Origin of the sequence: Mesorhizobium sp. C089B (genome assembly GCF_030323125.1) — a bacterium.
Lineage (GTDB): Bacteria > Pseudomonadota > Alphaproteobacteria > Rhizobiales > Rhizobiaceae > Mesorhizobium.
Genome location: NZ_CP100469.1, coordinates 1,970,862 through 1,996,428, shown reverse-complemented (window position 1 = coordinate 1,996,428; position 25,567 = coordinate 1,970,862). Strand labels below are relative to the sequence as shown.

The following is a 25,567-nucleotide window of genomic DNA, read 5'->3' as shown; positions in this document are numbered from 1 at the left end:
TCCCCCCTACTTGGGTTTCCTATCGAACCTTAGTTCTGATCCTCTGCGTGATCCTCGCACCACTGCTTGCACTGGTAGGAGGCTGCTTCAGAATGATCGCTCTGGTCGATGCACTGATTGGTGCAGACCATGATGTGGTTCTCGTAGGTGCCCGCCTGGGACACCTGGGTGGACGCAATGAGGGCGATAGACAGAATAAGCGATTTGATCATTGTTAGTTCCTGGCAGACTTGGATTGAGTATCGACTGTTAGGTCCAGTCCTCTGACCTCGTCAAGAGTGTCCCGGCGCTGTTCCGGCCCGTTCAGAGGAACCAACAAGGTCCCCTAGAGTTAAGATCAATGGACCTTAGCAAAGCGCAGCGACAGGCTATCTCGCGCCTCATTCGCAAGTGGATTACGTCAGAGACGATCCGCCGTCACCTTCGCGAGTTGCTGAAGCTACATGTCGAGACTGAGCTGCCCAGGAGACATCAATCACTGCTTGCCGAGATTGATGAAAAGCGCAACGGCAGAGTAGGCCGCATTGGGCGACAGAAACCTACCGGATTGGACGAAAAAATCGTCGCTGGGTCTGCCTGAAAAAAGCTCTTGACATTGTACAATGGTGGAAGTTGATTTCCGACCGTCGCTGGCTGAAGTTGTGGGCGCTGGCGAATGGTGAGGGTCTTCAACCTCCCGCCCCCACGAGGGTGATGACGATGGGCAGCCAATCGGTGTTGTCGGTTGTCGTTTTGGAAGATGAGGCGCTTATTGCGCTCGACGTTGAACAGTCACTGTGTGATGCCGGCTTCAATGTCTTGGCAGTCCTGTCATCTTGTTCCGAGGCTCTTGAGTGGCTGCAATCAAACTCCCCCGATGTAGCCGTCCTTGATATCGAGCTGAATGATGGAAACTGCGATGCCGTGGCCAGGCTCCTTTACGAGCGGAATATCCCGTTTGTTGTCCATTCGGGAAGCGCGTTCGATCCTCGCTGCTACGACCCGATCTTTCAAAAGGGAACGTGGGTGTCGAAGCCCGCTGGGGAAGGTGATGTGACTAATGCAGTGGCCGCCTGTGCCTCCATGGCTACAGGTTAATGGATCTTCCCTGTGCCTGTTTGTGTGTGCGTTATGCACAGAAAACCTTGGGGGTCCCGCATTGACGAGGCCTACGTTTGTAGGCACATGTAACCATCCGGTGCGGGAATTTCCGTGCAGGATAAGGGTGCCGGTGGGGAACGCTGAGGTTTGGACACCCAGTGTCCCCCTCCGACTAGCGCAGTGTCGCTACCTCCACCCGGTTGGAATCAAGGCTTCATTGGCGCGGTTTCGACTGCACTACCTCCGGTGTAAGGCTTGCAGTGACTCGCTGACAAGGGTCCTAAGTGCAACAACCACAGGTATTTTGAGTTTTCCCCAACCTGCCCTTAAGCTGGATTCTCCTAAGCGTACTTTTTCTTTCCAACAATCTTGGTTCCGCACCAGGGGCAGAAGCTAAGGGTAATGCCGGTGTCACGCGCAAAGCGCCCTTCGTTGGTTACCGGCAACATATAAAAAGTGTTCGATTCCTCGCTGACGAAATTACTGACAAAGATGAACTTCTCCTCGTCGACAGCATCCTTAAGCAGGTCGCAGCAGCTCGGTGCCACGTCCCAATCGAAGTTACCTCCGATGTGATCTTTGTTCTGATCGACGTCGATTCGGTTTGCCATATTTTTCCCTTCCCGCTTCGGGCGATATACGTGCGCGCGTCTAGGAATCGAGTCAAGGATCGTGGTCCTCGAAATCCGGCAGGAGCTTCCCTTCCTCCCGAGCAGCCAACCTAAAGCACCTTCGGACCTCCGAGGGGGTCGCCTGATCTGCCAGTGCTGCCATGCAGACCCTCACGGCCAGGTTCCACTTAGGGCCACGCTTGGTCCACCCGAGGAGAACCTCGGCTGCAGCCTCCACGCTCCCGACGTTGTAGCGGTGCCCCTCAGGCGTCCTCACAGGGACCTTGGGGCTGAACCAAAGTTCTGCCACTGACCATACGGACCTTCAGTGAGTAAATTGAAAAGGGGCACCCTGTTTCCAGGGCACCCCTCCTTCATCAGAACAACCGTCCGAGAAAAGCCATCCACGAAGCCAAGGTGCATTTACACCCAAAGGCCAAGCGATAGGTCGCCCCGTTCGGCTGGCTGGCTTCAATAGTGAGGAACACCGTCATCCGGGGTTCTCCTCTATCCTGCGCGTGTCTCTTGATGAGCCGAACATCGCGCATAAAGACCAGCAAGCGGGGTTTTTGGGTTTTTAAACAGCCACCCGGTGACCCCCACACGCCTCGGCTGTTCGTCGTCGTCGTTACACTTGGGGACCCGACAGTGCTACGTCAAGACTGTGGATTGCCTGGGAGCTTCTTTAGGGGCAAGGTATTTGGAGGCGAGGGACCTGAGCATGGCGACACTTCCATCATCACCGCTACCAGCAGAAAGGGAATCGATTACGAGTGGTCTTAGGAACCCTGCAGTGCAAGGCGAATACACGCCAGCTTTCCGGAAGACCAAATTCAAGTGCCCACGCTGTCCAGTCATTGCTGTCCAAAGTTGGACCATCCCATATCATCGGTATTACAAGAGTTTTGGTAACCGTCCGGCGCAGCAGGTGGAGGGAACTCTCGAAGATCTAGGTCTATCTAAGTGTGACGCATGTGGGCAGCGCTCGCTGTGGTTCGAGGGCAATTTGGTTTACCCAAGCAACTCGACAGACCACCCCGTTCCGCAAGACCTACCAGCCCCGCTAATGAAAGATTTTGAAGAAGCAGCATCAGTCGCGGATGCCAGTCCCCGAGCGGCAGCTGCTTTGCTCCGAATGTGCATTGAGGGTCTCTGCAAGAGCGTCACAAAGAAAGACAACTTCAATGACGCTGTTCACGAACTTGAACTCCGTGGCGTCCCCAAGCAGATAACGGTCGCTATGGATGTCGTTCGACTGACGGGCAACGAAGTGCTTCATGCCGGTCAGCTATACGGACAGGATGACGCAGCGACCGTGGCGACGCTTTTCCGTTTGGCCAATCTCATCGTCCAATGGGCAATAACTGACCAGAACAGCTTGCAAGAGTTGGTCATGAGCATCGGCCCTGAGCGCTTTGCCGCCATTGACGAGACGCGTAAGAAGAAGGAGGCGACAGCCTTCCAGAAGGCCCCCTAAGGTCCTAGGCGGACCTTTTTGCGGAAAATGTATTTCCCCTTACGTATACGCCCAGGGGCCTAGTTCCCCCGTTGCCCCCCTAGAAGACCTGCGATCCGCCCTATACGCGCCATCGCTGGCACAGATCATGGCACAAGCACATGCTAACGCACTGATTTCATTAGTGTACTCATGGGTCATACCATCCTAGCACCGCTAGATTGCCCGAGTTCCCTAGCGTGGAACGCTCATTCCATCTTGGAACATTCGTTCCCTTCTGTGCCCTCCCACCTTTTTGCCCCAAGGGAAACCCGAGGGCTCCTCACGTTTACCGGCGCTGACCTGATCGGCTGGCCATACGTTCAACCCGAGACCCATTAGTTACCATTGGTGACCCTTACGTGCGCGTTCTGATCACTGATCTAAGGCGATCCTATACCGTTCGCATGGTTTCACATGGTGCAAATCAGGCTTTGACCTCGACTAACACATTGATTTGACTCGAGATTTCTTGTGGTTTCATGGGTCTAAAAATCCTCTCCGATAGCGGAAAAGTACCGTTGACGGCAAAGAAAGATAATAACAAAATCAACAACTTATACGATTTATGACTTTTCTTGTTTACCTCCGATAACCGAGAGATTACCTTGAAATCACACCAGAGATTGGTGGCGGCGACGGGGCCTTCGGGGCCTGATGCCGGGAAGGGTGGCCAAGCCGGGCCGCATGTTCTTTGACAATCGAATAGGTCACCTAAGACCATAAACGGGGCGCGGTTGACACGCGATAGGTCAACGGGCGGCAAGCGCAACGTCCTAAGGGGTAGCACCCGATTGCGCTGATCCTTCACCACGACCATCAAGTGGTGGAGCCATACAAACTCAGGGGCTCTCTGGGTTTCTATGGCTTCACGACGGCGAAGCTATGTCTTCACCTCTCCGATAACGGGAACTCTCCGATGTTCAAGTCCAAGACCATTCGCTCAGGCGGCAACGCTAAGACCATCAAGGGCGACAAGTTCGGCCAGTATGAAACGGCCATCATGTACCTAGCGCCAGCATCACAGTCTCTCATGGGCAACGTCTGCCCAATGGCGGGGCAAGCGGGTTGCGAGATGGGTTGTCTCTCCAAGGCTGGCCGCGCTGGCATGTTCTCAAGCATCGTCGAAGCGCGGATTGCCAAGACGCAACGCTACTTCAAGAGCCGCGAGACCTTCATGGCCGATCTGGTCAAGGACATCGCCGCATTCGTTCGCTACTGCGCCAAGAAACAAGTGAAGGCTGCAGTGCGTCTTAACGGCACGAGCGACATCCAGTGGGAAGTGGCGCATCCCTGCAGCCGAGATGGGGTAACCTATACCTCGATCTTCGCGGCCTTCCCTGAGGTGCAGTTCTACGACTACACCAAGATTTACAAGCGGGCCTATCGGTCGCTGCCGAGCAACTACAGCCTGACGCTGTCCTATAGCGAGGCGAACCCGGCCTATGCATCGGCCATCATCAACACCGCGAACGAGACCGGCGCGAATGTCGCTGTGGTCTACCGCACCAAGCATGGCCGCGATGCAATCGTCGGACAGGCACCATGGATGGCCATTGGTGACGAAGTCCTGACCAGCCGTGAAGTGATCGACGGCGACGAGACCGACATGCGCTTCACTGATCCGCGTGGTGTCATCGTCGGGCTCTACGCCAAGGGTCCCGCCAAGCGCGACAACTCGGGCTTTGTCGTCGGCTGATCTCTCCGTTAGCCGGGTGTCTCCGCTAGGGGCACCCACGTCAACCCAAACCTATACCGCGAGCAATCCCATGGCACCGCAAGACATCACCATGTTTGTCAACCGCGACCGCGCCGAGCGCATCGCCCGTCAGTCCATCAAGAGCGCTGAGCGCTTCCACATCCAGCACGGCGTCGTCCGCTGGGCCGATGGCACCGTCGACCGTGGCTACCGCGTGGCCATCAACGATCTCGAAGGCAAAACCCTGAGGTACCTCTGATGCCCGCAACCGAAACCCTAGTCGCCGCTGTCCTGTGGTCTGGCCTGATCACTGGCTGCGCCGTGTTCTTCATCGCAACCCTGAGGTCACCCAAATGAGCTTTCCAGCACACGCCAACGCCACCGAAAAGCGCATCATCAGCGCCATCATCAAGCGAGCCCTCGCGTTGGGCTTCACCGTCTCCGTCTACGACGGCGAGGAGTGGGCCTTGGAGCGCTCGACGGACTTCGAAGCGATCACCGCCGAGGTCCACGCCACCGACGAGACCACGCTGCGCATGAGGGACGAGACCGGCAACATGGTCGGCTCGATCTACCTCGTCCACGGCAACGAAGACGACGTCATCTGCGACCACACTGACAACGAGCGCACCGCCGCTCTCGTGAAGGGGCTTTAGCCATGACCAAGACCGTAACCATCAACGGATCGTGGGGTTCCCTCACGGTCGACGCCAGCACCGGCAACGTCCTGTCCTACGACGACGGGGGCACCCTGCCTGATCCCGATTGCCCACCGGAGCGGGGCTATACGGATTACGTCCGTGTCGATCTCGACGAGTGGCGCAAGACCTATACCGGCCAAGAGCCTGACTGCCTCGACGTCCTCGACGTGGGCTTCTGGTACCTCGACGACGGCGTGGAGAAATACGAGGGGCCTGAGCAGGACTGGCGCGACGAGTACGAGCGGGGAGGCAACCGATGACCGGAGGCACCCCAATCACCACCGAGGAGCGCGAGGCGCTGCTGGCCTTCAAGGCTGAGTATGGCCGCGAGTGGCGGCAGTACCTGCAGGCCGCATGGCTGTCCTACGCCTACAAGGGCGTCCACATGGCAGGCCGCGACACCGGCATCCTGCGCAGCATCCGAAACGAGCGGGGCTGTCAGTGGCTGGAGAGGGTCAAGCTATGATCGTCTACAACGTCAAGCGCCGCTGGTTCACCATGAAGAACGACGCCGAGGCCTATCGCAAGGCCGAGGGTCTTCCTCCGAGCGGAACCTATACCCTTCGCATCGAGAGCCGCGACGATCTCGCCGCGCTGCTCAACGGCTTGTGCGGCATCGACGGCATTCACCGCTACGTCGAGGTCGTCGAGGAGCCTGTGCCCGATGAGGTGCTGGCCCGCAACGAAATCACCAACAGCCCACCAGACTGCGTCCCCTTGTTCCTCGTGAAGGAATGGGGGCAGCGAATGAAAGGCGTCTACAAATGAAGAAGTTCCTCGCTCTCGCCCTGGCCCTCACGGTCGCCACACCAGCAGCTGCAGCATTCACGAGCTTCCGGGCTCCTGTGTTCCGCGCTCCAGCTGTCCGCGTGGCACCTCGGGTGACCCCAAGCTACCGCCCGAGCTATCGCCCGGCACCGCGCCCGTCCTCGCCCATGCCTTACGTGGCACCCCTGGTCCTCGCGCCGCTCCTGTTCCACCACAACGGCCAGCAGCAGACGCACCAGAAGGTCTATCCCAACGAGGGCACCCCGAAGGACGATAGCATCGCGCCCATTGTCGTCATCTTCATCGGCCTGATCATCTTCATGTTCCTGTGTCTCGCCATCATCGCATGACGCAGCGGCTATCGCGAGGTTCCCCCACGATGAACGTCCCAACCTACGTCTGCCAGAGGCTCAACACCTATACCGAGCGGGGCAACAACTGGCTCCTCGGGGTCGAGTACCCTGACGGCGCCAAGACGCTCCTCGGGTTCCACCGCACCCGCAAGGCCTGCAAGACCGTCGCGTCCTTCATGGCTGGCTGGCGCTGCAAGGTTGAGGTCCGCGACAACCCGATCCGTGTCGATGCCTGGAGGATCGAATAGTGCAAATTGTACGACAGCGCGGTACAAAACGTACTTGCGCGGCCAAACCAAATCACCTAGTGTTAGGAGATAATTCCTATGGCTTACAAACTCGTGGCTGCCGCCACCCTTGGGGGACCTATCGTCCTCGCCCTGTGGGCTCTGTTCACCGAATTGAAGGGGAGCAGGCCGTGACCGACACCGACCGCCAAGGCTGGCTCGACCGCTGGCTCGACGACCAATCGTAAGTGTAACCGGAGTAACCTCATGGACAAACAGAAAGTCATCCTGCTGCTCACCGACGCCATCGTGGCTGGCACGATCTCAATCGAGAAGATCGCCAGCGACAAGCCCGATGAGGCTGAGCGAGCCATCAAGAGCGCCTACTACGGGCTCGACAACGCTCTGACGCTGATCCGCCGCGAGATCGTCCGAGAGCCGATCATGATCCCACTTCACAGCGGGTAGACGCCGCACTTCCTGTACCGATTTACCCAGGAGCAGCGAGGGTGGCTCCTGACCCCCCAACAAGAATAACACTTCTCCGGGACTTACCCCAAAATGCGGATTACATTCTACGATGCAGACAACCTCTTCGTTGGCGAGCAACGGGCAGGTACCAATGACCATTGGGACGCTTGTCTGATCGGTCACGCGCTAATTGCCTCGGGGACCTTCCCCGGCGCTGAAGATTTTCAGGTCCACGAGCCCGTCGAGGCTTTCGTGGATTGCTCAAATGCATTACTTACCGCTAACGCGATCTCCCGTTTAGAGGAGGTAATAGCGGCCTAACAGGAAAAGGGGCTACCAATGACCACCGAAGTGTCCGACTTGAAAGCACTAACCGTCATCATGAACGCGCTGAGGCGCTTCAACACACTCGACAGCAAGATGCAGGTGTCCACCATCCTGGCGCTGCTCGAAGTGGCGGTGGCGAACGCTAAACACGAGGACATCTCGGTGCAGGACATCGAGAAGAACGTCGGCATTAAGTCCGGCGCCGCATCCCGCAACGCCTATTATTGGGGCGAAGGCCATCAGGAAATGACCGGTGGCTACGAAATGATCACCATCGGTTTCGGCGAAGATCGCCGGAAGCGCTCACTTGTCCTGACCAACAAGGGCCGAGCGTTCATCGCAGATTTGGTCAGAGGAGTGCAGAGCTATGGCAAGGCAACGGGGTAACCGTTGGCAGGCTGACGTGTTGATAGACGGGGCGCGGAAGCGCGTCTCGTTCAAGACCCAGGCAGAGGCCGAAGAATACGAGACAGCCGTGGCGGGTGGCTTCAAGCCTTCCGCTGCGAACACCCTCCAGGCGTATGTCGACGAGAACTTCTACGACAAGGACCTGTGGCGGGACGCGAAGTCCGCGAAGTACATCCAGGGGAACTGGCGTGTGATCTATCGCTACATCCCGCCCACGACGCCGCTCGACAAGATCGACGAGGCGATGATCGACAAGCTGGTCAACGGTCTACACCGGGACGGCAAGCAGGGTGGCACGATCAACCGCAAGGTTGCGAACATCACCAAGCTCCTCAAGTTCGCCCATCGCAAGAAGGTGATCATGTCGCTCCCGGCGTTCGAGAAGCGCCAGAAGGAGAGCAACGCGAGGGAACTCACGCTGTCCCGCGAGTGGGAGAGGGCCTCGAACCTATACTTCGACCACATCGGCAAGCCGGTAGCGAAGCATTTGTTCAACTTCCTGCTCTACACCGGGTGCCGCATTGGCGAGGCGCTGACCCTCGACCGCAAGCGCGTGACGCCGGGCCGCAGCGTGATCTTCCACCACACGCTGTCCAAGACGTCGTCGACCCGCACGGTGCCGCTCGTCCCCCAGGCTGCAGAAGCATGGGCCGAGGTGTGCAAGCTCACGAACAGCGCCACCCCGTTCGGGGAACTGATGCCCTACTGGACGTTCCGCGACCATTGGGCGGCACTCAAGGCTCACCTCAAGGTCGACGAGGACGAGTTCGTCCCGCACATGCTGCGGCACACCTGCGCCACCCGGCTGGTCATCGCGGGGGTTCCTCTGCCCATGGTCATGAAGTGGCTCGGGCATAAGAGCATCCAGGTCACCATGCGCTACACGAACCTCGTCCCTGACGATCTTGACGTAGCCGCCAAAGCTCTGGCGATGGCAGCGTAATGCCGCAGAAGAAGACAGCTAAGGCCATCCGCCGCCGCATCGATAAGTGGCGAAAGGTCAAGGATAAGGTGGTCGGCACGGTCACAAGCCCAGCCGGTCGCATCGACGGACACGGTGTCAACAAGGATGCCAAGAAGGGCGTATCCTGACCTGTGTCACACTGTGCCACGCTGTGCCAAATCTGTGCCAGCTGTGACAATGCCGCTTGACGTTCCTATACCCTGAACCTATTGGGTTTGCGCGGAACGCAGCGATGGGGCCTCGTGCCAGAGTGGTCATGGAGAGGACTGCAAATCCTTGCACCCCGGTTCGATTCCGGGCGAGGCCTCCAATCGCTTCAACTCCCGCATGCCGGGGGCTTGAGTTCCGGTCGAATGCGCCGCAGTGTCGGCGCGACAAGCGCATTTCAGCGCATTGGCTTTGACGGATTGGTTGGGACATGAGCGCTGATTTCTCCGAACTTCGCGTCAAGATGGTCGACGGCCAGGTCCGCACCACCGATGTGACCGACGCAGCATTGCTCGATGCCATGCTTGCCGTGCCGCGCGAGGCCTTTGTCGGGGCCGGCCAACAGGCTCTCGCCTATATCGACGAGGATATCCGCATCTCCGACGGCGCCGATGGCAGCGGTGCGCGCTACCTCATGGAGCCGTCGCCACTGGCCAAGCTTTTGCAGTTGGCCGAGATCGACGCCGGCGATTCGGTGCTCGATGTCGGCTGCGGCACCGGTTATTCCGCGGCGCTGCTGTCCAGGCTGGCCAAATCCGTCGTGGCGCTGGAAAGCGATACCACACTGGCGGAAGCAGCCAAAGCGGCGCTTTCGGCGCAGGGCTGCGATAACGTCACCGTGGTCACCGGCCCACTGCCGCAAGGTCATGCCGCCAAGGCGCCCTACAATGTGATTCTCATCGGCGGCAGCGTCGAGAAAGTGCCTGCGGCGCTGCTTGACCAGCTTGCCGAAGGCGGCCGGCTGGTGGCTGTGGAAGGGCAGGGCAATGCGGGCGTAGCCCAGCTCTTTTTCAATGCAGGGGGGGTTGTAACCGGAAGACGGGCATTTAATGCGGCAATTAAGCCACTACCCGGATTTGAACGCATTCATGCCTTCGAGTTCTAAGTGATTTTGCCTTGCAGCAAAGACTCTGTCATGTTGGCTTGCGATTGAACAATCGTTGCTGATTGGTTAACCGGGGTTTCGGGAGGCTGTCAGCGGGGGAACGATACATCGACGCGGCGCTGGCCGATCCCTAGGGATGGGCTGGCGTGGCGTGGTTCCCGTGCAAAACGAATGAGGGATATAAAGTGCCGTCCTTAGCCAAGAGTTTGTTTGTTACCGTCCTCATTTCCGCGACAGCGCTTTCGCCGATAGCCGCCTCGGCGGAAACCATTCTCGGCGCGCTTTCCAAGGCCTACCAGAACAATTCCTCGCTGAATTCGGCCCGTGCAGGCGTGCGCGTCACCGATGAGGGCGTGGCGATCGCCAAGTCGGGCTATCGCCCGGTGATCACTGGTTCGGCTGATATCGATTACACCTCCAGGCACCTAAACGGCAGGAACGCGAGCCTGGCATTGACCACCGGCAGCTTCGGCGTTCGGATTGACCAGACGCTGTTCGACGGCTTCCAGACCAAGAACAGGGTCGCGTCGGCCGCTGCACAGGTGAGGGCCTCGGTCGAGGGCCTGCGCAACACCGAAGAGAACACGCTGTTCAACGCGGCGAGCGCCTATATGGACGTGATTCGCGACCGCCAGGTGGCGGTGCTAACCGAACAGAACCTTCAGTTCCTGACCGAGCAAGCACGCGCGGCGCGCTCGCGCTTCGAGGTCGGCGAGGGCACGCGCACAGATGTGGCGCAGGCCGACGCGTCGCGTTCGGCCGCGGTGGCGCAATTGAGTGCTGCCCGTGCGCAGGCTCTGGCCAGTGCGGCAACCTATCATCAGATCGTCGGTGACGAGCCGGGCAAGCTCAAGGCCGCGTCGCCGTTGGCGAAGCTGTTGCCGAGGAGTCTCGAGGCGGCGATCGGTATTGCATCGAACGAGCATCCGGCCATCCTGGCCGCCCTACATTCCGTCGATGCAGCGGGATTTGATGTAAAGACGCAGGAAGGTGCGTTGCTGCCGCAGTTGACTGCCAGTGCCGGCCTTTCCCATGTCTATCAAAATACCGTACCTGGCGCGGGGGATTCGGACGGCGATTCCAATGCCGCCACCGTCGGCGCGACGCTGACCGTTCAGATCTATTCGGGCGGCCGTACCTCCGCCCTCGTTCGTCAGTCGAAGGAATCGCTCAGCCAGGCTCGCATCGAGGTGGATGTCAGCCGTGACTCGGTGCGCCAGGCCGTGACCTCGGCATGGACGCAATACATCGCAGCGCGTGAAAGCGTCGACGCTAATCGGCAGGTGATCGCGGCCGCACAGTTGGCGCTCAACGGCGTCATCGAGGAGCGCAATGTCGGACAGCGCACCACGCTCGACGTGTTGAATGCCCAGAACGCCGTCATCTCGGCAAAGATCGACCTCGCCAGCTCCGAGCGCGATGTGGTTGTAGCGAGCTACGCCATCCTGTCGGCCATGGGCCGCCTGTCGGCCGATCGCCTGGCGTTGAATGTGGTGAAGTACAAGCCTGAAGAGCACTACAGAGCCGTCAAGGACAAATGGATCGGGCTGCGTACGCCGGACGGTCGTTGATCGCGACTGAGCGGTTCAAATCCCGCCAAGATTGAAAGTATCGTAGCGCCGCGCTTCCCAAGGATGCGCGGCGTTTGTCTTTTGTAGCCTAAATTGTTGAAATCCGGCGTCTTCCGAGATTGGGGATTCTCGGATGGCGATCCGTCGGCTACGCTGTCGCCATGATTCGTATCCGGCTTTGCCGGACAGGAATCCAGGAACGGGTCACTACAGCGCCACGCGTCCGATGGATGCGCAAAGGAGGCTGTAGAACTTTGATTTTGCGCCTGATCCTCTTCGAAAATCGAAGATCGATTTTCGGGATCATGCGCGGGGGCGGCGGGTGTGACGATGGCGACGGCAAGCAGCGCACAGCGCGAACCTTCCATGGAAGAAATACTGGCTTCCATCAGGAGGATCATCGAAGACAGCGACACCGGCCGCAAGCTGCCGGGCGACGCCGATGAGTTGCGCCAGGACCTTGTGCCGGCCGCCGGGCCTGTTTCAGATGTCGAGGCCTTCCGCAGCGAATTGCACAGCTCGACCGAAAGCAAGAAGCCGGTGACGCTGACCGAGGTGCAGGCCCAACTGGCCGAGCCGGTGGTTGCGCGGCTGGAGCCGCGCTCCGAGCCGTCGCCAGTGAAGCCTGCCATTGCGGCAAATGCCACGACCGCCGCGCCACCCGCGCATGCTCCGATGACATTGGCGGAAGTAAGCGCCAGGATAGCCAGTGAGCCAGCTCCCGCCGTCAGGGCAGAAGCTGCAGTGCGGGCAAAGGCGGAAACCACCGACTCGATCGTCACCGATTGGCGCCGCGAAATCGCGGCCGTTGGCAATCAGACAAAACCGGCTGAGACAGTACGGCAGCCCGAGATCAGGCAGCCGGAGACCAGGCAGCCAGAGACTGAAAATCGGCAGGCAGCAATCGCGGAGGTCGAGGCTTTCGAAGACGATCTCGCTGCCGAGCCGGCTTTCGAGCCTCATCCTTCGCGCAGCGAGCACGCGCGCCCGGCCGATACAACTCCGGTTCGGCCGGCGATCGTTTCGGAACATACGGGACGGCAGGTCGCTGCGGCCTTCGGCGAGCTCTCCGACGCCTTTGCCAGCCGCAGCAAGAAGACCTTCGACGAGATGGCCGAGGAGATGCTGCGGCCGATGTTGCAGGACTGGCTGGACAACAACCTTCCGACGCTGGTCGAGCGCCTGGTACGCGAAGAAATCGAGCGCGTCGCGCGCGGCGCGCAGTAGGCATTACCACAGCCCGTTCCGGATTAAAGCGCCGCCTTCGGGCGGAGCTTTCGCTGCAGGTCAGCTTCCGGCCGATGTCGCGAACACGATCAGGTTACCGTCGGGATCGCTGACGATGAAGGTGCGGGCATGGCCTTCCCGTTGAAATGACCAGGGCCCCGCCTATCTGCGTTGAAGGACTGAGGCAGCCCTCGCGGTTGACTTGGCCAAAACCTTCCGATTTACACCGGGTCAGCAAAACTCCCGACCGCGCGGACCACTTTCCCATGCTTGAAAAGACCTACGACGCCAAGACCGTCGAACCCAAGATCGCCAAAATATGGGAAGAGGCGGACGCATTTCGCGCCGGCGCAGGTGCGGAAGAGGGGGCCGAGGCCTTTACCATCGTCATCCCGCCGCCCAACGTCACCGGCTCGCTGCATATGGGTCACGCGCTCAACAACACGCTACAGGACATACTCGTGCGCTTTGAGCGCATGCGCGGCAAGAACGTGCTGTGGCAGCCGGGCATGGACCATGCCGGCATCGCCACGCAGATGGTGGTCGAGCGCCAGCTGATGGAAAAGCAGATCCATCGCCGCGATCTCACCCGCGAGGAGTTCATCGAGAAGGTCTGGGAGTGGAAGGCCGAGTCCGGCGGCGCCATCTTCAACCAGCTGAAGCGGCTCGGCGCCTCGGCCGACTGGTCGCGTGAACGTTTTACCATGGATGAAGGCCTGTCCAAGGCCGTGCTCGAAGTATTCGTCAGCCTCTACAAGGAAGGGCTGATCTACAAGGACAAGCGCCTTGTGAACTGGGACCCGAAGCTGTTGACGGCGATCTCCGACCTGGAGGTCGAGCCGCAGGAGATCAACGGCAATCTCTGGCACTTCCGCTATCCGATCGAGGGCGAGATTTTCGATCCGGAAAATTCGGCGACCTTCATTACCGTGGCCACGACACGGCCCGAGACGATGCTTGGCGATACGGCGGTCGCCGTGCACCCGGACGACGAGCGCTACCGGCATCTGGTCGGGAAAAATGTCGTGCTGCCGATCGTCGGCCGGAAAATCCCGGTTGTGGCTGACGAGTATTCCGACCCGGAAAAGGGTTCCGGCGCGGTCAAGATCACGCCGGCGCACGACTTCAACGATTTCGAGGTCGGCAAGCGCCACAAGCTGCCGGCGATCAACATCCTGACCATCGAGGCGGCAATAACGCTCAGGGATAATGAGGATTTTCTCGCCGGGCTCGACGTGACGCCGGAGCGTCAGGCCGTCTGGGACGAGCTCGACGGTCTCGACCGTTTCGTCGCGCGCAAGAAAATCGTCGAGCTGATGGAGACCGGCGGCTTCCTCGACAAGATCGAGCCGCACCGCCACGCCGTGCCGCATGGCGACCGCGGCGGCGTGCCGATCGAGCCGTTTCTGACCGAGCAGTGGTATGCAAACGCCGCCGAGCTCGCCAAGCTGGCGATCGCATCGGTGCGTGAAGGCCGTACCAACTTCGTGCCGAAGAACTGGGAGAAGACCTATTTCGACTGGATGGAGAACATCCAGCCTTGGTGTATTTCACGCCAGCTGTGGTGGGGTCACCAGATCCCGGCCTGGTACGGGCCGGACGGCCGGGTCTTCGTCGAGAAGACCGAGGAAGAGGCGCTGGGCGCCGCGATTGAATATTATCTGGCGCTGGAAGGCCCGTGGAAGGCCTGGGTCGAGGACAAGCTCGAGACCTTCAAGCCGGGCGAGATCCTGAGCCGCGACGAGGACGTGCTCGACACCTGGTTCTCGTCGGCGCTTTGGCCGTTCTCGACACTGGGCTGGCCGGATCACACGCCGGAGCTGAAGACCTATTACCAGACCGACGTGCTGGTGACCGGTTTCGACATCATCTTCTTCTGGGTCGCCCGGATGATGATGATGGGCCTGCATTTCATGCACGAGGAGCCGTTCCACACCGTCTATGTGCATGCGCTGGTGCGCGACAAGAACGGGCAGAAGATGTCGAAGTCGAAAGGCAACGTCATCGATCCGCTCGACCTCATCGACGAGTTTGGCGCCGATGCACTGCGCTTCACGCTGACGGTGATGGCGGCGCAGGGGCGCGACGTGAAGCTCGATCCGGCGCGCATCGCCGGCTATCGCAATTTCGGTACCAAGCTGTGGAACGCGACACGCTTTGCCGAGATGAACGAGGTCGCGCGCAATGACGATTTCTGGCTCAACGACGCCAAGTTGCCGGTCAACCGCTGGATCCTGACCGAGCTGACCAGGGCGTCGCACGCGATCACGGAGGGCATCACCGGCTACCGCTTCAACGAGGCAGCCGGCGCCGCCTACCGCTTCGTCTGGAACCTGTTCTGCGACTGGTATCTCGAACTGCTCAAGCCGGTGTTCATGGGCACTGACGAGGCGGCCAAAGCCGAAAGCCGGGCCTGCGTCGCCTTCGTGCTCGACGAGATCTACAAGCTGCTGCACCCCATGATGCCGTTCATGACGGAGGAGCTGTGGGCGCAGACGGCAGGTGAGGGCAGGACGCGCGCAACGCTGCTGTGCCACGCCGCCTGGCCGTCGCCCGACTTCGAGGACGCCGATGCAGCCGCCGACATCAACTGGCTGGTCGATCTGGTCTCCGGTATTCGCTCCGTGCGCTCTGAAATGAACGTGCCGCCGGCGGCGATCGCGCCGCTGGTGGTGGTCGGCGCCAGCGCCGAGACTCACCAGAGGCTGGAACGCCATGCGTCCGCCATCAAGCGGCTGGCGCGGGTCGGCGACATCTCGCTGCAGGACGCCGCACCCAAGGGCTCGGCCCAGATCGTGCTCAACGAGGCGACGATCTGCCTGCCGCTCGGCAGCCTGATCGATCTCTCCGCCGAGGCGGCGCGGCTGCAGAAGGAACTGGCCAAGGTGACCGAGGAGATCGCGCGGTTGCACAAGAAGCTGTCCAACGAGAGATTCGTCGCCAGCGCGCCGGAAGAGATCGTCGCAGCCGAGCGCGAAAAACTCGGGGAATACCGTGATCAGCAGGAGAAGCTTTCGGTGGCGCTGACCAGGGTGCGCGACGCCGGTTGAGCGCCGGATTCGCGAGACGCTTGCAGCGCTTCGCGAAGGTTCTTTTGCTCGAAAAACAGGCGTTACGTTGCGTTAATATTGACGTAAACGGAAAGTTTCGACCCCATTGTTGCCATAATGTAACAATGGGGCCGAATGCCGGCAAAATAGCCGGTTTTGGTGCCGTTTTGAGCGGTTTTTTCTGATTTGTTCCCCAGTCTGCCGCCCAAATGGTCATTTTCGAACCTACCGGCCAAGCCGCCACTGTGTTCGAAATGCGGTCCGCAAGAGTGTACATGTACGCTATGTGAATTCATTGTTGCACCGTTAACCCGAATTGGTTCTAGCTTGATGCACTGTATTTCGGGGAGGACATCCATGAACAATTTGCGTTTGAAAACACTGCTGGGGGCGGGGTGTTTTTCGCTGGCTTTGATTGGTTCCGCGATGCATCCGGCGCGTGCCGGCGGTCTGGAGCGTGGTGGCTACGACATCGACCTGCTTTTCGACCCAGCGCCGTTTGCGACGGAAGCTGAAGCGACCTATGTCATGCCGGATCGCAAGTTCAAGAATGCGGCCGGTCCGAACGGCGCCAACCTAGGTCTTGGCACGACGGCCGACGGAGCCGAGGGTTACTGGATACCGCACATAGGAATGAAGGTTCAGGTTGTGCAGGGCGTCGACTGCATGGTCGACTATTCGCAGCCTTGGGGTGCGCATACAGCACCTGGTATATGGAACGGTGCGCTTTCCAACACGGAAACCGATATCAAGAGCAACAACTACGCCGGTACATGCTCATATAAATTTGATGCTGGTAAGGGCCAGCTTCGTTTTATCGGCGGGTTGTTTTACCAAGACATAGGGGGCTTCAAAGAAAGCTTGGTAAGCGTTTTCCCGGTATTGACAGGTCGTGTCGATCTGGAGGCTAACGGCTGGGGCTGGCGCGCCGGCGTTGCCTACGAAATCCCCGACATCGCGTTGCGCGCGAGCCTCGTCTACAATTCGAAAGTCAAGCTCGACAATCTCTCAGGTGAACTCGATCTCACCAGTGTCGGCCAAGGCGTTATCCCGATCTACGGCTCAACGCAGTACATGCCTGATACCGTGGAGTTGAAATTGCAGTCGGGTATCGCTCCAGGATGGCTAGCCTTCGGTTCGATCAAGTGGGTGAACTGGAGTGTGCTGCAGAGCGTTCCGATCTGCCCGACGATTGCTCCATCGTCACTTTGCTACACCAATGGTCCGGGAGAGGTCACCTCGCTTGACCTGATGTATCGCGACGGCTGGACCGTTTCAGGTGGCGTCGGCCACAAGTTCAACGATCAGTGGAGCGGTGCGGCCCAGATTTCCTGGGATCGCGGCACCTCGCATGGCTATGGTTCGCAGTCCGATACCTGGACGCTGGGTGGCGGCGTCGCTTATACGCCACAGCCCAACATCGAGGTTCGGTTGGGCGGTGCAATCGGCGTGCTGACCAGCGGTCACTCCGGCATAATGATTGGCGAGAACGGCAAAGTCGTTGGTGCAGACGCAACCTACGACTTTGGCAACGATCTGATCACGGCCATTTCGGGCGGTGTTAAAATTAGGTTCTAAGCTTCTGAAAATACAGGTAAAAGGCCGGGCGTTGCCCGGCCTTTTACGTTTTTCGGACAGAGTTGGCCCTGCGCTGGCGGGCGCGCCAGCGTTGCAGATACGCCGCACTGGCGTCGCCTCTCGCGATTGTGACGTTTTGGCAACAGTTTCTGAACAACCCCCGCGCTACAACTCCGCCAGACCAAATTGCCCATTTCCCGCCATAAACCCGGCGCACCTCGAATTTGTCTCGGGACACGCGCCAGAAGGCTCGGCGATGGGGCAGGCCGCACCGCCCGCGGCAAGGAAGAGTATGGACGCCAGAGTCATTTCCAAGGCCAAGCTGCCGAGCCGCCATGTGACCGTCGGTCCGGCGCGTGCGCCGCACCGTTCGTATCTCTATGCCATGGGCCTGTCTGCCGCCGAGATCGCGCAGCCGCTTGTCGGCGTCGCCTCCTGCTGGAACGAAGCGGCGCCTTGCAACATCTCGCTGATGCGCCAGGCGCAAGTGGTCAAGAAGGGCGTCGCCGCAGCCAACGGCACGCCGCGCGAATTCTGCACCATCACCGTCACGGACGGCATCGCCATGGGCCACCAGGGCATGAAGTCGTCGCTGGTGTCGCGCGATGTCATCGCCGATTCGGTCGAACTCACCATGCGCGGCCATTGCTACGATGCGCTGGTCGGCCTTGCCGGCTGCGACAAGTCGCTGCCCGGCATGATGATGGCCATGGTGCGGCTCAACGTGCCGTCGATCTTCATCTATGGCGGCTCGATCCTGCCGGGCTCCTATCGCGGCCGCCAGATCACTGTGCAGGACGTGTTCGAGGCGGTCGGCCAGCATTCGGTCGGCACGGTCAGCGATGCCGAACTGCTCGAGATCGAGCAGGCGGCGTGTCCGTCCGCCGGCTCCTGCGGGGCCCAGTTCACAGCCAACACCATGGCCACCGTCGCCGAGGCGATCGGCCTGGCGCTGCCGTACTCCTGCGGCGCGCCGGCGCCTTACGAGATGCGCGACCGCTTCAATTTCGCCTCCGGCGAAAAGATCATGGAGCTGATCGCCAAGAACATCCGGCCGCGCGACATCGTCACGCTGAAGGCGCTGGAGAATGCGGCGACCGTGGTCTCGGCCACCGGCGGCTCGACGAATGCGGCTTTGCACCTGCCGGCGATCGCGCATGAGGCAGGCATCAAGTTCGACCTGTTCGACGTTGCCGCGATTTTCGAGAAGACGCCCTACATCGCCGACCTCAAGCCGGGCGGCAAATATGTCGCCAAGGACATGTTCGAGGCCGGCGGCATTCCGCTGTTGATGAAGACGCTGCTCGACCACGGCTATCTCCATGGCGACTGCATGACCGTGACTGGCCGTACTTTGGCCGAAAACATGGAGCATGTTGCCTGGAATGATAGCCAGGATGTGGTCCGTCCCGCCAACCGACCAATCACCCAAACCGGCGGTGTCGTGGGCTTGAAGGGCAACCTTGCCCCCGAAGGCGCGATCGTGAAGGTCGCGGGCATGACGGAGCTGAAATTCTCAGGTCCGGCACGGTGTTTCGATTCGGAAGAGGAATGTTTCGAGGCGGTCACGCACCGCAACTACCGGGAAGGCGAGGTTCTCGTCATCCGTTACGAAGGTCCGCGCGGCGGCCCGGGCATGCGCGAGATGCTGTCGACGACGGCGGCGCTCTACGGCCAGGGCATGGGCGGCAAGGTCGCCCTCATCACCGACGGTCGTTTTTCGGGCGCGACCCGCGGTTTCTGCATCGGCCATGTCGGGCCCGAAGCTGCCGTTGGCGGCCCGATCGGGCTCTTGAAAGACGGCGATGTGATCTCGATCGATGCAACCAAAGGCAGGATCGCGGTCGACCTGTCCGAGGCCGAACTGGCAACGCGGGCGAAGGCCTGGAAGGCGCGCACGACCGACTATCAGTCGGGCGCGATCTGGAAATACGCACAGACGGTAGGGCCTGCCCGCCACGGCGCGGTCACCCATCCGGGCGGTGCCAAAGAAACACATTGCTATGCGGATATCTGAGTTGTTGAGGTCGTCTGTCCTTCCGGCACTGGTCGCTGTTGCGATCTTTGGCGCCGTGGGCCAGGCCATGGCCTTCGACGACAAGGTGTTCGACGACAAGACCGGCGTGAAGCCGCAATCGAGCCCATGGGCCGTGTTCCAGTTCGGCTTCTCCGCTTACAAGAGCGGCCACAAGGAACAGGCGGTCGAGGCCTATAAATACGCCGCCGAGAACGGCCAGATCGGCGCCACCTGGAAGCTCGCGCGCATGTATGCCGAAGGCGACGGCGTGACGCGCGACGACTATGCGGCCTTCAAATTCTTCTCCGAGATCGTCGATCAGGATGTCGAGCCGGGATCGCCGGAGGAAAGCTATGTCTCCGACGCGCTGGTGGCGCTGGGCGACTATCTCCGGACAGGTATCCCCGGCAGCCCGGTCGAGGAAAACGAGGTCGCGGCGCAGGAATATTACATGCGCGCGGCCGCCAATTACCGCAACCCGAACGCCCAGTTCGAGATGGGCCAGATGTTTTTGAAGGGCGAGGGCGGCGTCAAGGCCAGCGTCAAGCAGGCCGGCCGCTGGTTCCAACTCGCCGCCGAAAAAGGCCATGCCGGCGCCCAGGCGACGCTTGGCAATCTTCTGTTCCAGAGCGGCAAGATCGTGCGCGGTCTGGCCATGATGACCGCCGCGCTCGAACGCGCCTCGCCGAGCGACCAGCCGTGGATCCGCGGCATGCAGGAAGAGGCATTTGCCGCCGCCGGCGAAGCCGACCGCCGCACGGCGATTTCGCTTGCCGACGATATTCTCACCAAGGGTGGTGACGACCAGTGAAATTGCCAATCTCCCCTCAAGGGGGGAGATTAGCTCACATCCATCAGTTCTCGGTGAGTTCCGCCGGCGCCGCTCTGTGTACCGGCATCGAGATCGGCGTGACGTGCAGATGCGGCTTCATCGTGGTGTCGGGGCAGCTGTCGTCGATCTTGGTCCATGAGGTGTTGTTGAGCACCAGGTCGCAGCGGGCCATATGGCTCTTGTCTGAAACCGTCAGGCAGGTGACCTGGCCGACCTGGTAGGACTTGCCATTGGCCAGGCACTGCTGGTCGGCAAGTGCCGCTGCAGGGGAAGCCATGGCAAATGCCAGGCCGATCGGGCAAAGGAGGAATCGTAGTGCCATGGAACCCCAGCCGCCATGCTGATCTCTGACTGAATGGCGCGATTGTGGCGATATCAGGGTTTCGGCTGATATCAGGCCGGCAGCAGCGCCAGATCGATCGCCACCGGCACATGGTCGGAAGGCTTTTCCCAGGCGCGCACATGCTTTTCGATCGAGGCCGAGGAAAAGCGGTTGGCCGCTTCGGGCGACAACAGCAGATGGTCGATGCGGATGCCGTTGTTCTTCTGCCAGGCGCCGGCCTGGTAATCCCAGAAGGTGTAGACGTCGGCCGCATCGGTGACGGCGCGCACCGCCTCGGTAAAGCCGAGATTCTTCAGCCGCCGGAAGGCCTGCCGGGTCTGCGGCTGGAACAGCGCATCGCCAAGCCAGTTCTCGGGGAAGCGCGCATCGACCGGCTCGGGGATGACATTGTAGTCGCCGGCCAGCACCAGCGCCTCCTCCAGAAGCAGCCGCTGCTCGGCCCAGCGATGCAGCCGTTCCATCCAGGCCAGCTTGTAGGGAAACTTCTTCTCGTCATCGACCGGGTTGCCGTTGGGCAGATAGAGCGAGGCGACGCGAAGCGCGCCCTGGTCGGTCGAGAACACGCCCTCGATGAAGCGCGCCTGCTCGTCGGCGTCATCACCGGGCAGGCCTCTGATAACCTCGTCGAACGGAAGTTTCGACAGTAGGGCGACGCCGTTAAAGCCCTTCTGGCCATGGGTTTCCACGTTGTAGCCAAGCGCCTCGATCTCGGCGCGCGGGAACTGCTCGTCGACCGACTTGATCTCCTGCAGGCAGACGATGTCGGGCTGGCTTTCGCTCAGCCAGTGGGTGAGGTTGCCGATGCGGGCGCGAATGCCGTTTATGTTCCAGGTAACGATTTTCATGGGCGGCCTCAGGGATGTTCGGGCGAAAGACGTTCGACAAGCCCGATCGTATTGCCTGCCGGGTCCTTTAGAAAGGCCATCCACTCGCTTTCCCCCGCCGTTCCGAACGTGCCTTCGGTGTCGTTGTGGACGAGCGCCGGCGGTGCGGTGAAGGGAACGCCGGACGCTTTCGCCTCGGCGTGGAAGGCTTCGAGCCCGGCTATATCGAGATAGACGGTGCCGGCCGGAACGCCATCGGTGAACAGCAACCTGATATCACCGGCCATGATGAAGGCGATGCCCGGCGGATCGTAGCGGGCGTGAACGTTGAGGCCGAGCACATCGCGCCAGAAGGCCAGCGTCACGTCGAGATCGCGCCCGGCCGACAGTGCGACCTGACGGACCGCGCCGACGCCGGACATCTGCCTAGATGGAGAAACTGGTGCCGCAGCCGCAGGAGGCGACTGCATTGGGGTTGCGGATCTGGAACGATTGGCCCATCAGATCGTCGACGAAGTCGATCACCGAGCCGCCCATATAGACCAGCGACAAATCGTCGATCAGCACGGTGGCGCCGTCCTTTTCGATGGCGACGTCGTCGTCGTTGCGCGTATTGACCAGGTCGAACTTGTAGGAAAAGCCGGAGCAGCCGCCGCCCTCTACGGAGACGCGCAGCGCCGTCTTGCCGGCCTCGCCAGAGACGATTTTCGCGATCCGCCTGGCGGCGGACTCGGTCATCTCGACTTTCATGGCAGTCTTGGCATCAGCGCCCATGGGCGTCACCTTGCTTTCAGTTTCACATGATAGGTATGAAGCGGGAAGGGGCAAGTCAACTGCGGCGGCATCAGCCATGACAAATGAGCTTGGCGACATTGGGTTCGGCTATCGGCCGCGCGCGGCCTATGCCAGCGACCCAGCCAGGTCGCGCGGGCGGCTCTATGACGAGGTCGAGAGCCCGACTCGCACGCCATTCCAGCGCGACCGTGACCGTATCATTCATTCGACTGCCTTCCGCCGCCTGAAGCACAAGACGCAGGTGTTCGTCGCCCATGAAGGAGATCACTACCGCACCCGGCTGACGCATTCGATCGAGGTGGCGCAGATTGCGCGGGCTCTGGCGCGAGCGCTGCGCGGCGACGAGGATCTGGCCGAGGCGGTCGCCTTGGTGCACGATTTCGGTCACACGCCGTTCGGCCATACCGGCGAGGACGCGCTGAACGAGCGGATGGCCCAATGGGGCGGCTTCGACCACAATGCGCAGTCGCTGCGCGTGGTGACGCGGCTGGAGCGGCGCTATGCCGAGTTCGACGGGCTGAACCTGACCTGGGAAACGCTGGAAGGCCTGGTGAAGCACAATGGCCCGCTGACCGACGCCAAGGGAAAAGGGCTCAAAGGCCCGGTGCCGCAGGCGATCCGCGACTATTCCGAGTTGCACGACCTCGAACTCGACCATTTCGCCGGCATCGAGGCGCAATGTGCTGCGATCGCCGACGATATCGCCTACAACACCCATGACATCGACGACGGCCTGCGCTCCGGCTTCCTGACCTTGGACATGCTGGAAACGGTGGCGCTGCCGGGATCGATCCTGGCAAGCGTGCGCGCGCGCTATCCGGGCCTGGACGATGTGCGCACCGGCCATGAGCTGATGCGCCGGCAGATCACGATGATGGTCGAGGACGTCATTGTTTCCACCACCGCCAATCTGGAGCGCATCAAGCCTGACAGCGCCGAAGCGGTGCGGGCGGCGGGCGAGACGATGGTGACCTTTTCCGCAGACATGGCGGCGACCGAGAAGGATTTGAAGACCTTTCTTTACAAGCATCTCTACCGGCATGACGAGGTGATGCGCGTTCGCATTGAGGCCGAGCAGATCGTGCGCGACCTGTTCGATGTCTATTTCGCCGATCCGCGCGCCATGCCGGACGGCTGGCGGGAGGGGCTCGACCGGGCGGAGGACCGCATCAAGGCGCGCAGCGTCGCCGATTTCCTGGCGGGGATGACGGATACCTACGCCTTGAAGGAACACCGCCGTCTGTTTGACCATACGCCCGATTTAAGCTAGGGCGGGCGCGATTTGCCGGCCAATGAGCCGGTTCCCCTGCACAGTCCGCCAGAGCAAGACCCATGAACATCTTCGCCGATTTCAGCGCGCGAATCACAAAAGCCGTCGAAGCGCTTGATTTGAAAGACAGTAATGGCGTTTCGCCCGACCTGTCGCGCATCGCCGTCGAGCCGCCGCGCGACGCCAGCCATGGCGATCTCGCCACCAATGCGGCGATGGTACTGGCCAAGCCGACAGGGCACAACCCGCGGGCGCTGGCCGAGCGGCTGGTGGAAGTGCTGCGCAGCGACGCCGATGTTGCCGAAGCCGACGTCGCCGGTCCCGGCTTCGTCAATCTCCGGCTCAAGGACGCTTTCTGGCAGGCACATCTGACCGCGGTGCTCGGCGAGGGGCAAAACTACGGCCGCTCGACCATTGGTGGCGGCAAGAAGACCAATGTCGAATATGTCTCGGCCAATCCGACCGGGCCGATGCATGTCGGCCATTGCCGGGGCGCGGTTGTCGGCGACACGCTCGCCAATCTGATGGCCTTCGCCGGCTATGACGTCACCAAGGAATACATCATCAACGACGCCGGCGCGCAGATCGACGTGCTCGGGCGTTCGGCCTTCCTGCGCTACCGCGAAGCGCTGGGCGACGACATTGGCGAGATACCGGCCGGTCTCTATCCCGGCGACTATCTTGTGCCGGTCGGTCAGGCGCTGGCTGCCGAATTTGGCCGCAAGCTCTTGCAGATGCCCGACGATCAGTCGCTGGCAATCGTCAAGGACCGCACGATCGACGCCATGATGGTGATGATCCGCGAGGATCTGGCGTTGCTCAATGTGCATCACGACGTTTTCTTCTCCGAGCGCACGCTGCATGCCGACAATGCCAAAAAAATCCGCTCGGCGATCAACGATCTGACGCTGAAGGGCCATATCTACAAGGGCAAGCTGCCGCCGCCCAAGGGCGAGAAGCCGGACGACTGGGAAGACCGCGAGCAGACGCTGTTCCGCTCGACGGCGGTCGGCGACGACATGGACAGGGCGCTGGTCAAGTCCGACGGCTCGTTCACCTATTTCGCCGCCGACGTCGCCTATCTCAAGGACAAGGTCGACCGCGGTTTCGTCGGCCTGATCTATGTGCTGGGCGCCGACCATGGCGGCTACGTCAAGCGGCTGGAAGCGCTGGCGCGGGCGATTGCAGGCGATGATCTGAAGCTGCAACTCACGGTGCTGCTGTGCAATCTGGTGAAGCTGTTTCGCGATGGCGAACCGGTTCGGATGTCGAAGCGGTCGGGCGACTTCGTGACCTTGCGCGAAGCGGTGGAGGAGGTGGGCCGCGATGCGATCCGCTTCATGATGCTTTACCGCAAGAGCGACGCGCCGCTCGACTTCGATTTCGCCAAGGTCACCGAACAGTCCAAGGACAATCCCGTGTTCTACGTGCAGTACGCTTCGGCGCGCTGTCATTCGGTGTTCCGGCAGGCGAGCGAGCAACTGGGCGAGGCCAATTTCGACCGCAACAGCCTGGCCGCGGCCTCGGCGTCGCTCACCGACGAGGGCGAGATCGGCCTGATCCGGAAGCTGGCTGAATATCCAAGGCTGATCGAATCCGCGGCCCTTGCGCTGGAGCCGCACCGGCTGGCATTCTACCTCTACGATCTGGCTTCCAGCTTCCATGGACACTGGAATCGGGGCACCGAGAATGCCGACTTACGTTTTGTTAAGGTTAACGACCGACAATTGACTCATGCCAGACTAGGGCTGGTGCAGGCTGTTTCGGATGTTTTGACCTCCGGCCTGACGCTGATTGGGGCTGATGCGCCCACTGAGATGCGTTAGGTTTAACTAAAACACCTGTCACCATTTGCCCACATTG

30 protein-coding genes and 1 tRNA gene are annotated in these 25,567 nt (G+C 60.7%); 24 read left to right on the top strand and 7 right to left on the bottom strand.

What is annotated here, in order from left to right; all coding sequences use genetic code 11:
- Nucleotides 1-29 precede the first annotated feature (29 nt).
- Nucleotides 30-212: a hypothetical protein gene (locus tag NLY44_RS10190; RefSeq protein WP_023805368.1), complete on the bottom strand. Its 183-nt coding sequence runs from the start codon at nt 210-212 to the stop codon at nt 30-32.
- Between the two features lie 487 nt (nt 213-699).
- On the opposite strand from NLY44_RS10190, the gene NLY44_RS10185 reads away from it, so the two are divergent.
- Nucleotides 700-1,077 (top strand): response regulator, encoded by a 378-nt coding sequence (locus NLY44_RS10185; RefSeq protein ID WP_198028977.1) that lies wholly within the window; start codon nt 700-702, stop codon nt 1,075-1,077.
- 344 nt (nt 1,078-1,421) lie between these two features.
- Here NLY44_RS10185 and NLY44_RS10180 read toward each other — a convergent pair whose 3' ends face one another.
- Nucleotides 1,422-1,691: a hypothetical protein gene (locus tag NLY44_RS10180; protein WP_023805366.1), complete on the bottom strand. Its 270-nt coding sequence runs from the start codon at nt 1,689-1,691 to the stop codon at nt 1,422-1,424.
- A 52-nt stretch (nt 1,692-1,743) separates the two neighbouring features.
- Nucleotides 1,744-1,968, bottom strand: a complete 225-nt coding sequence (locus tag NLY44_RS10175; protein WP_084013005.1) for a DUF982 domain-containing protein — start codon at nt 1,966-1,968, stop codon at nt 1,744-1,746.
- A gap of 789 nt (nt 1,969-2,757) precedes the next feature.
- On the opposite strand from NLY44_RS10175, the gene NLY44_RS10170 reads away from it, so the two are divergent.
- The 21 genes from NLY44_RS10170 to NLY44_RS10070 all read left to right on the top strand — a co-directional run bounded on the left by NLY44_RS10170 (nt 2,758) and on the right by NLY44_RS10070 (nt 20,451).
- Nucleotides 2,758-3,168, top strand: a complete 411-nt coding sequence (locus NLY44_RS10170) for a DUF4145 domain-containing protein (protein WP_198028975.1) — start codon at nt 2,758-2,760, stop codon at nt 3,166-3,168.
- A gap of 937 nt (nt 3,169-4,105) precedes the next feature.
- The gene (locus NLY44_RS10165; RefSeq protein WP_023805363.1) at nt 4,106-4,885 is read left to right on the top strand and encodes a GP88 family protein; all 780 of its coding nucleotides are present in this window, start codon (nt 4,106-4,108) and stop codon (nt 4,883-4,885) included.
- A gap of 70 nt (nt 4,886-4,955) precedes the next feature.
- A complete protein-coding gene (locus tag NLY44_RS10160; RefSeq protein ID WP_023805362.1) occupies nt 4,956-5,144 on the top strand; it encodes a hypothetical protein in 189 nt (62 codons plus the stop codon).
- Nucleotides 5,145-5,238: 94 nt separating this feature from the next.
- Nucleotides 5,239-5,541 (top strand): hypothetical protein, encoded by a 303-nt coding sequence (locus NLY44_RS10155; protein ID WP_050588897.1) that lies wholly within the window; start codon nt 5,239-5,241, stop codon nt 5,539-5,541.
- A gap of 2 nt (nt 5,542-5,543) precedes the next feature.
- Entirely contained in the window at nt 5,544-5,846 is a 303-nt protein-coding gene (locus NLY44_RS10150; RefSeq protein ID WP_023805360.1) for a hypothetical protein, read from the top strand.
- Entirely contained in the window at nt 5,843-6,052 is a 210-nt protein-coding gene (locus tag NLY44_RS10145) for a hypothetical protein (protein ID WP_023805359.1), read from the top strand. Before NLY44_RS10150 ends, NLY44_RS10145 begins: the two co-directional genes overlap by 4 nt.
- Nucleotides 6,049-6,354, top strand: a complete 306-nt coding sequence (locus NLY44_RS10140) for a hypothetical protein (protein WP_023805358.1) — start codon at nt 6,049-6,051, stop codon at nt 6,352-6,354. The genes NLY44_RS10145 and NLY44_RS10140 overlap by 4 nt, the downstream gene beginning before the upstream one ends.
- Nucleotides 6,351-6,704, top strand: coding sequence for a hypothetical protein (locus NLY44_RS10135; protein WP_156940998.1), 354 nt, complete (start codon nt 6,351-6,353; stop codon nt 6,702-6,704). Before NLY44_RS10140 ends, NLY44_RS10135 begins: the two co-directional genes overlap by 4 nt.
- A 29-nt stretch (nt 6,705-6,733) precedes the next feature.
- A complete protein-coding gene (locus NLY44_RS10130; protein WP_023805356.1) occupies nt 6,734-6,955 on the top strand; it encodes a hypothetical protein in 222 nt (73 codons plus the stop codon).
- 246 nt (nt 6,956-7,201) lie between these two features.
- Nucleotides 7,202-7,402 (top strand): hypothetical protein, encoded by a 201-nt coding sequence (locus tag NLY44_RS10125; RefSeq protein ID WP_023805354.1) that lies wholly within the window; start codon nt 7,202-7,204, stop codon nt 7,400-7,402.
- Nucleotides 7,403-7,744: 342 nt separating this feature from the next.
- Nucleotides 7,745-8,119 carry a hypothetical protein gene (locus tag NLY44_RS10120; protein WP_023805352.1) on the top strand — a complete coding sequence of 125 codons (375 nt, stop codon included), beginning with the start codon at nt 7,745-7,747 and terminating at the stop codon, nt 8,117-8,119.
- Nucleotides 8,100-9,083, top strand: a complete 984-nt coding sequence (locus NLY44_RS10115; protein WP_084012996.1) for a tyrosine-type recombinase/integrase — start codon at nt 8,100-8,102, stop codon at nt 9,081-9,083. Before NLY44_RS10120 ends, NLY44_RS10115 begins: the two co-directional genes overlap by 20 nt.
- Nucleotides 9,083-9,232 (top strand): hypothetical protein, encoded by a 150-nt coding sequence (locus NLY44_RS10110; RefSeq protein WP_023805350.1) that lies wholly within the window; start codon nt 9,083-9,085, stop codon nt 9,230-9,232. The genes NLY44_RS10115 and NLY44_RS10110 overlap by 1 nt, the downstream gene beginning before the upstream one ends.
- A gap of 108 nt (nt 9,233-9,340) precedes the next feature.
- Nucleotides 9,341-9,414: transfer RNA gene (locus NLY44_RS10105), tRNA-Cys, on the top strand.
- Nucleotides 9,415-9,522: 108 nt separating this feature from the next.
- Complete coding sequence (locus NLY44_RS10100; RefSeq protein WP_023805349.1) at nt 9,523-10,197, top strand: protein-L-isoaspartate O-methyltransferase family protein; 675 nt, start codon at nt 9,523-9,525, stop codon at nt 10,195-10,197.
- A 185-nt stretch (nt 10,198-10,382) separates the two neighbouring features.
- Nucleotides 10,383-11,768 carry a TolC family outer membrane protein gene (locus NLY44_RS10095; RefSeq protein ID WP_023805348.1) on the top strand — a complete coding sequence of 462 codons (1,386 nt, stop codon included), beginning with the start codon at nt 10,383-10,385 and terminating at the stop codon, nt 11,766-11,768.
- A 330-nt stretch (nt 11,769-12,098) separates the two neighbouring features.
- A complete protein-coding gene (locus NLY44_RS10090) occupies nt 12,099-12,995 on the top strand; it encodes a PopZ family protein (RefSeq protein ID WP_023805347.1) in 897 nt (298 codons plus the stop codon).
- A 266-nt stretch (nt 12,996-13,261) separates the two neighbouring features.
- The gene (locus NLY44_RS10085; RefSeq protein WP_023805346.1) at nt 13,262-16,045 is read left to right on the top strand and encodes a valine--tRNA ligase; all 2,784 of its coding nucleotides are present in this window, start codon (nt 13,262-13,264) and stop codon (nt 16,043-16,045) included.
- Nucleotides 16,046-16,402: 357 nt separating this feature from the next.
- Nucleotides 16,403-17,623: an OmpP1/FadL family transporter gene (locus NLY44_RS10080; RefSeq protein WP_023667703.1), complete on the top strand. Its 1,221-nt coding sequence runs from the start codon at nt 16,403-16,405 to the stop codon at nt 17,621-17,623.
- Nucleotides 17,624-17,915: 292 nt separating this feature from the next.
- Nucleotides 17,916-19,640, top strand: coding sequence for a dihydroxy-acid dehydratase (gene ilvD / locus NLY44_RS10075; protein ID WP_023805345.1), 1,725 nt, complete (start codon nt 17,916-17,918; stop codon nt 19,638-19,640).
- Nucleotides 19,627-20,451, top strand: coding sequence for a tetratricopeptide repeat protein (locus tag NLY44_RS10070; RefSeq protein ID WP_023805344.1), 825 nt, complete (start codon nt 19,627-19,629; stop codon nt 20,449-20,451). Before ilvD ends, NLY44_RS10070 begins: the two co-directional genes overlap by 14 nt.
- Before the next feature lie 43 nt (nt 20,452-20,494).
- Here the strand turns inward: NLY44_RS10070 and NLY44_RS10065 are convergent, their stop codons facing one another.
- The 4 genes from NLY44_RS10065 to erpA form a co-directional block, all read right to left on the bottom strand.
- Nucleotides 20,495-20,749: a hypothetical protein gene (locus NLY44_RS10065; protein WP_245263788.1), complete on the bottom strand. Its 255-nt coding sequence runs from the start codon at nt 20,747-20,749 to the stop codon at nt 20,495-20,497.
- Between the two features lie 116 nt (nt 20,750-20,865).
- Nucleotides 20,866-21,660, bottom strand: coding sequence for an exodeoxyribonuclease III (gene xth, locus NLY44_RS10060; protein WP_023805342.1), 795 nt, complete (start codon nt 21,658-21,660; stop codon nt 20,866-20,868).
- 8 nt (nt 21,661-21,668) lie between these two features.
- Nucleotides 21,669-22,061: a VOC family protein gene (locus tag NLY44_RS10055; RefSeq protein ID WP_023691101.1), complete on the bottom strand. Its 393-nt coding sequence runs from the start codon at nt 22,059-22,061 to the stop codon at nt 21,669-21,671.
- A gap of 4 nt (nt 22,062-22,065) precedes the next feature.
- The gene (gene erpA / locus NLY44_RS10050) at nt 22,066-22,413 is read right to left on the bottom strand and encodes an iron-sulfur cluster insertion protein ErpA (protein WP_031199080.1); all 348 of its coding nucleotides are present in this window, start codon (nt 22,411-22,413) and stop codon (nt 22,066-22,068) included.
- Nucleotides 22,414-22,489: 76 nt separating this feature from the next.
- On the opposite strand from erpA, the gene NLY44_RS10045 reads away from it, so the two are divergent.
- A complete protein-coding gene (locus tag NLY44_RS10045; protein ID WP_023729964.1) occupies nt 22,490-23,704 on the top strand; it encodes a deoxyguanosinetriphosphate triphosphohydrolase in 1,215 nt (404 codons plus the stop codon).
- Between the two features lie 62 nt (nt 23,705-23,766).
- Entirely contained in the window at nt 23,767-25,530 is a 1,764-nt protein-coding gene (argS, locus tag NLY44_RS10040; RefSeq protein WP_023805341.1) for an arginine--tRNA ligase, read from the top strand.
- Nucleotides 25,531-25,567: the final 37 nt, after the last annotated feature.

What these genes read in the sequence shown, in the direction of transcription:
- NLY44_RS10190 (WP_023805368.1), bottom strand. Translation starts at nt 212, where the DNA reads ATGATCAAATCGCTTATTCTGTCTATCGCCCTCATTGCGTCCACCCAG.
- NLY44_RS10185 (WP_198028977.1), top strand. Translation starts at nt 700, where the DNA reads ATGGGCAGCCAATCGGTGTTGTCGGTTGTCGTTTTGGAAGATGAGGCG.
- NLY44_RS10180 (WP_023805366.1), bottom strand. Translation starts at nt 1,691, where the DNA reads ATGGCAAACCGAATCGACGTCGATCAGAACAAAGATCACATCGGAGGT.
- NLY44_RS10170 (WP_198028975.1), top strand. Translation starts at nt 2,758, where the DNA reads ATGAAAGATTTTGAAGAAGCAGCATCAGTCGCGGATGCCAGTCCCCGA.
- NLY44_RS10165 (WP_023805363.1), top strand. Translation starts at nt 4,106, where the DNA reads ATGTTCAAGTCCAAGACCATTCGCTCAGGCGGCAACGCTAAGACCATC.
- NLY44_RS10160 (WP_023805362.1), top strand. Translation starts at nt 4,956, where the DNA reads ATGGCACCGCAAGACATCACCATGTTTGTCAACCGCGACCGCGCCGAG.
- NLY44_RS10155 (WP_050588897.1), top strand. Translation starts at nt 5,239, where the DNA reads ATGAGCTTTCCAGCACACGCCAACGCCACCGAAAAGCGCATCATCAGC.
- NLY44_RS10150 (WP_023805360.1), top strand. Translation starts at nt 5,544, where the DNA reads ATGACCAAGACCGTAACCATCAACGGATCGTGGGGTTCCCTCACGGTC.
- NLY44_RS10145 (WP_023805359.1), top strand. Translation starts at nt 5,843, where the DNA reads ATGACCGGAGGCACCCCAATCACCACCGAGGAGCGCGAGGCGCTGCTG.
- NLY44_RS10140 (WP_023805358.1), top strand. Translation starts at nt 6,049, where the DNA reads ATGATCGTCTACAACGTCAAGCGCCGCTGGTTCACCATGAAGAACGAC.
- NLY44_RS10135 (WP_156940998.1), top strand. Translation starts at nt 6,351, where the DNA reads ATGAAGAAGTTCCTCGCTCTCGCCCTGGCCCTCACGGTCGCCACACCA.
- NLY44_RS10130 (WP_023805356.1), top strand. Translation starts at nt 6,734, where the DNA reads ATGAACGTCCCAACCTACGTCTGCCAGAGGCTCAACACCTATACCGAG.
- NLY44_RS10125 (WP_023805354.1), top strand. Translation starts at nt 7,202, where the DNA reads ATGGACAAACAGAAAGTCATCCTGCTGCTCACCGACGCCATCGTGGCT.
- NLY44_RS10120 (WP_023805352.1), top strand. Translation starts at nt 7,745, where the DNA reads ATGACCACCGAAGTGTCCGACTTGAAAGCACTAACCGTCATCATGAAC.
- NLY44_RS10115 (WP_084012996.1), top strand. Translation starts at nt 8,100, where the DNA reads ATGGCAAGGCAACGGGGTAACCGTTGGCAGGCTGACGTGTTGATAGAC.
- NLY44_RS10110 (WP_023805350.1), top strand. Translation starts at nt 9,083, where the DNA reads ATGCCGCAGAAGAAGACAGCTAAGGCCATCCGCCGCCGCATCGATAAG.
- NLY44_RS10100 (WP_023805349.1), top strand. Translation starts at nt 9,523, where the DNA reads ATGAGCGCTGATTTCTCCGAACTTCGCGTCAAGATGGTCGACGGCCAG.
- NLY44_RS10090 (WP_023805347.1), top strand. Translation starts at nt 12,099, where the DNA reads ATGGCGACGGCAAGCAGCGCACAGCGCGAACCTTCCATGGAAGAAATA.
- NLY44_RS10085 (WP_023805346.1), top strand. Translation starts at nt 13,262, where the DNA reads ATGCTTGAAAAGACCTACGACGCCAAGACCGTCGAACCCAAGATCGCC.
- NLY44_RS10080 (WP_023667703.1), top strand. Translation starts at nt 16,403, where the DNA reads ATGAACAATTTGCGTTTGAAAACACTGCTGGGGGCGGGGTGTTTTTCG.
- ilvD (WP_023805345.1), top strand. Translation starts at nt 17,916, where the DNA reads ATGGACGCCAGAGTCATTTCCAAGGCCAAGCTGCCGAGCCGCCATGTG.
- NLY44_RS10070 (WP_023805344.1), top strand. Translation starts at nt 19,627, where the DNA reads ATGCGGATATCTGAGTTGTTGAGGTCGTCTGTCCTTCCGGCACTGGTC.
- NLY44_RS10065 (WP_245263788.1), bottom strand. Translation starts at nt 20,749, where the DNA reads ATGGCTTCCCCTGCAGCGGCACTTGCCGACCAGCAGTGCCTGGCCAAT.
- xth (WP_023805342.1), bottom strand. Translation starts at nt 21,660, where the DNA reads ATGAAAATCGTTACCTGGAACATAAACGGCATTCGCGCCCGCATCGGC.
- NLY44_RS10055 (WP_023691101.1), bottom strand. Translation starts at nt 22,061, where the DNA reads ATGTCCGGCGTCGGCGCGGTCCGTCAGGTCGCACTGTCGGCCGGGCGC.
- erpA (WP_031199080.1), bottom strand. Translation starts at nt 22,413, where the DNA reads ATGGGCGCTGATGCCAAGACTGCCATGAAAGTCGAGATGACCGAGTCC.
- NLY44_RS10045 (WP_023729964.1), top strand. Translation starts at nt 22,490, where the DNA reads ATGACAAATGAGCTTGGCGACATTGGGTTCGGCTATCGGCCGCGCGCG.
- argS (WP_023805341.1), top strand. Translation starts at nt 23,767, where the DNA reads ATGAACATCTTCGCCGATTTCAGCGCGCGAATCACAAAAGCCGTCGAA.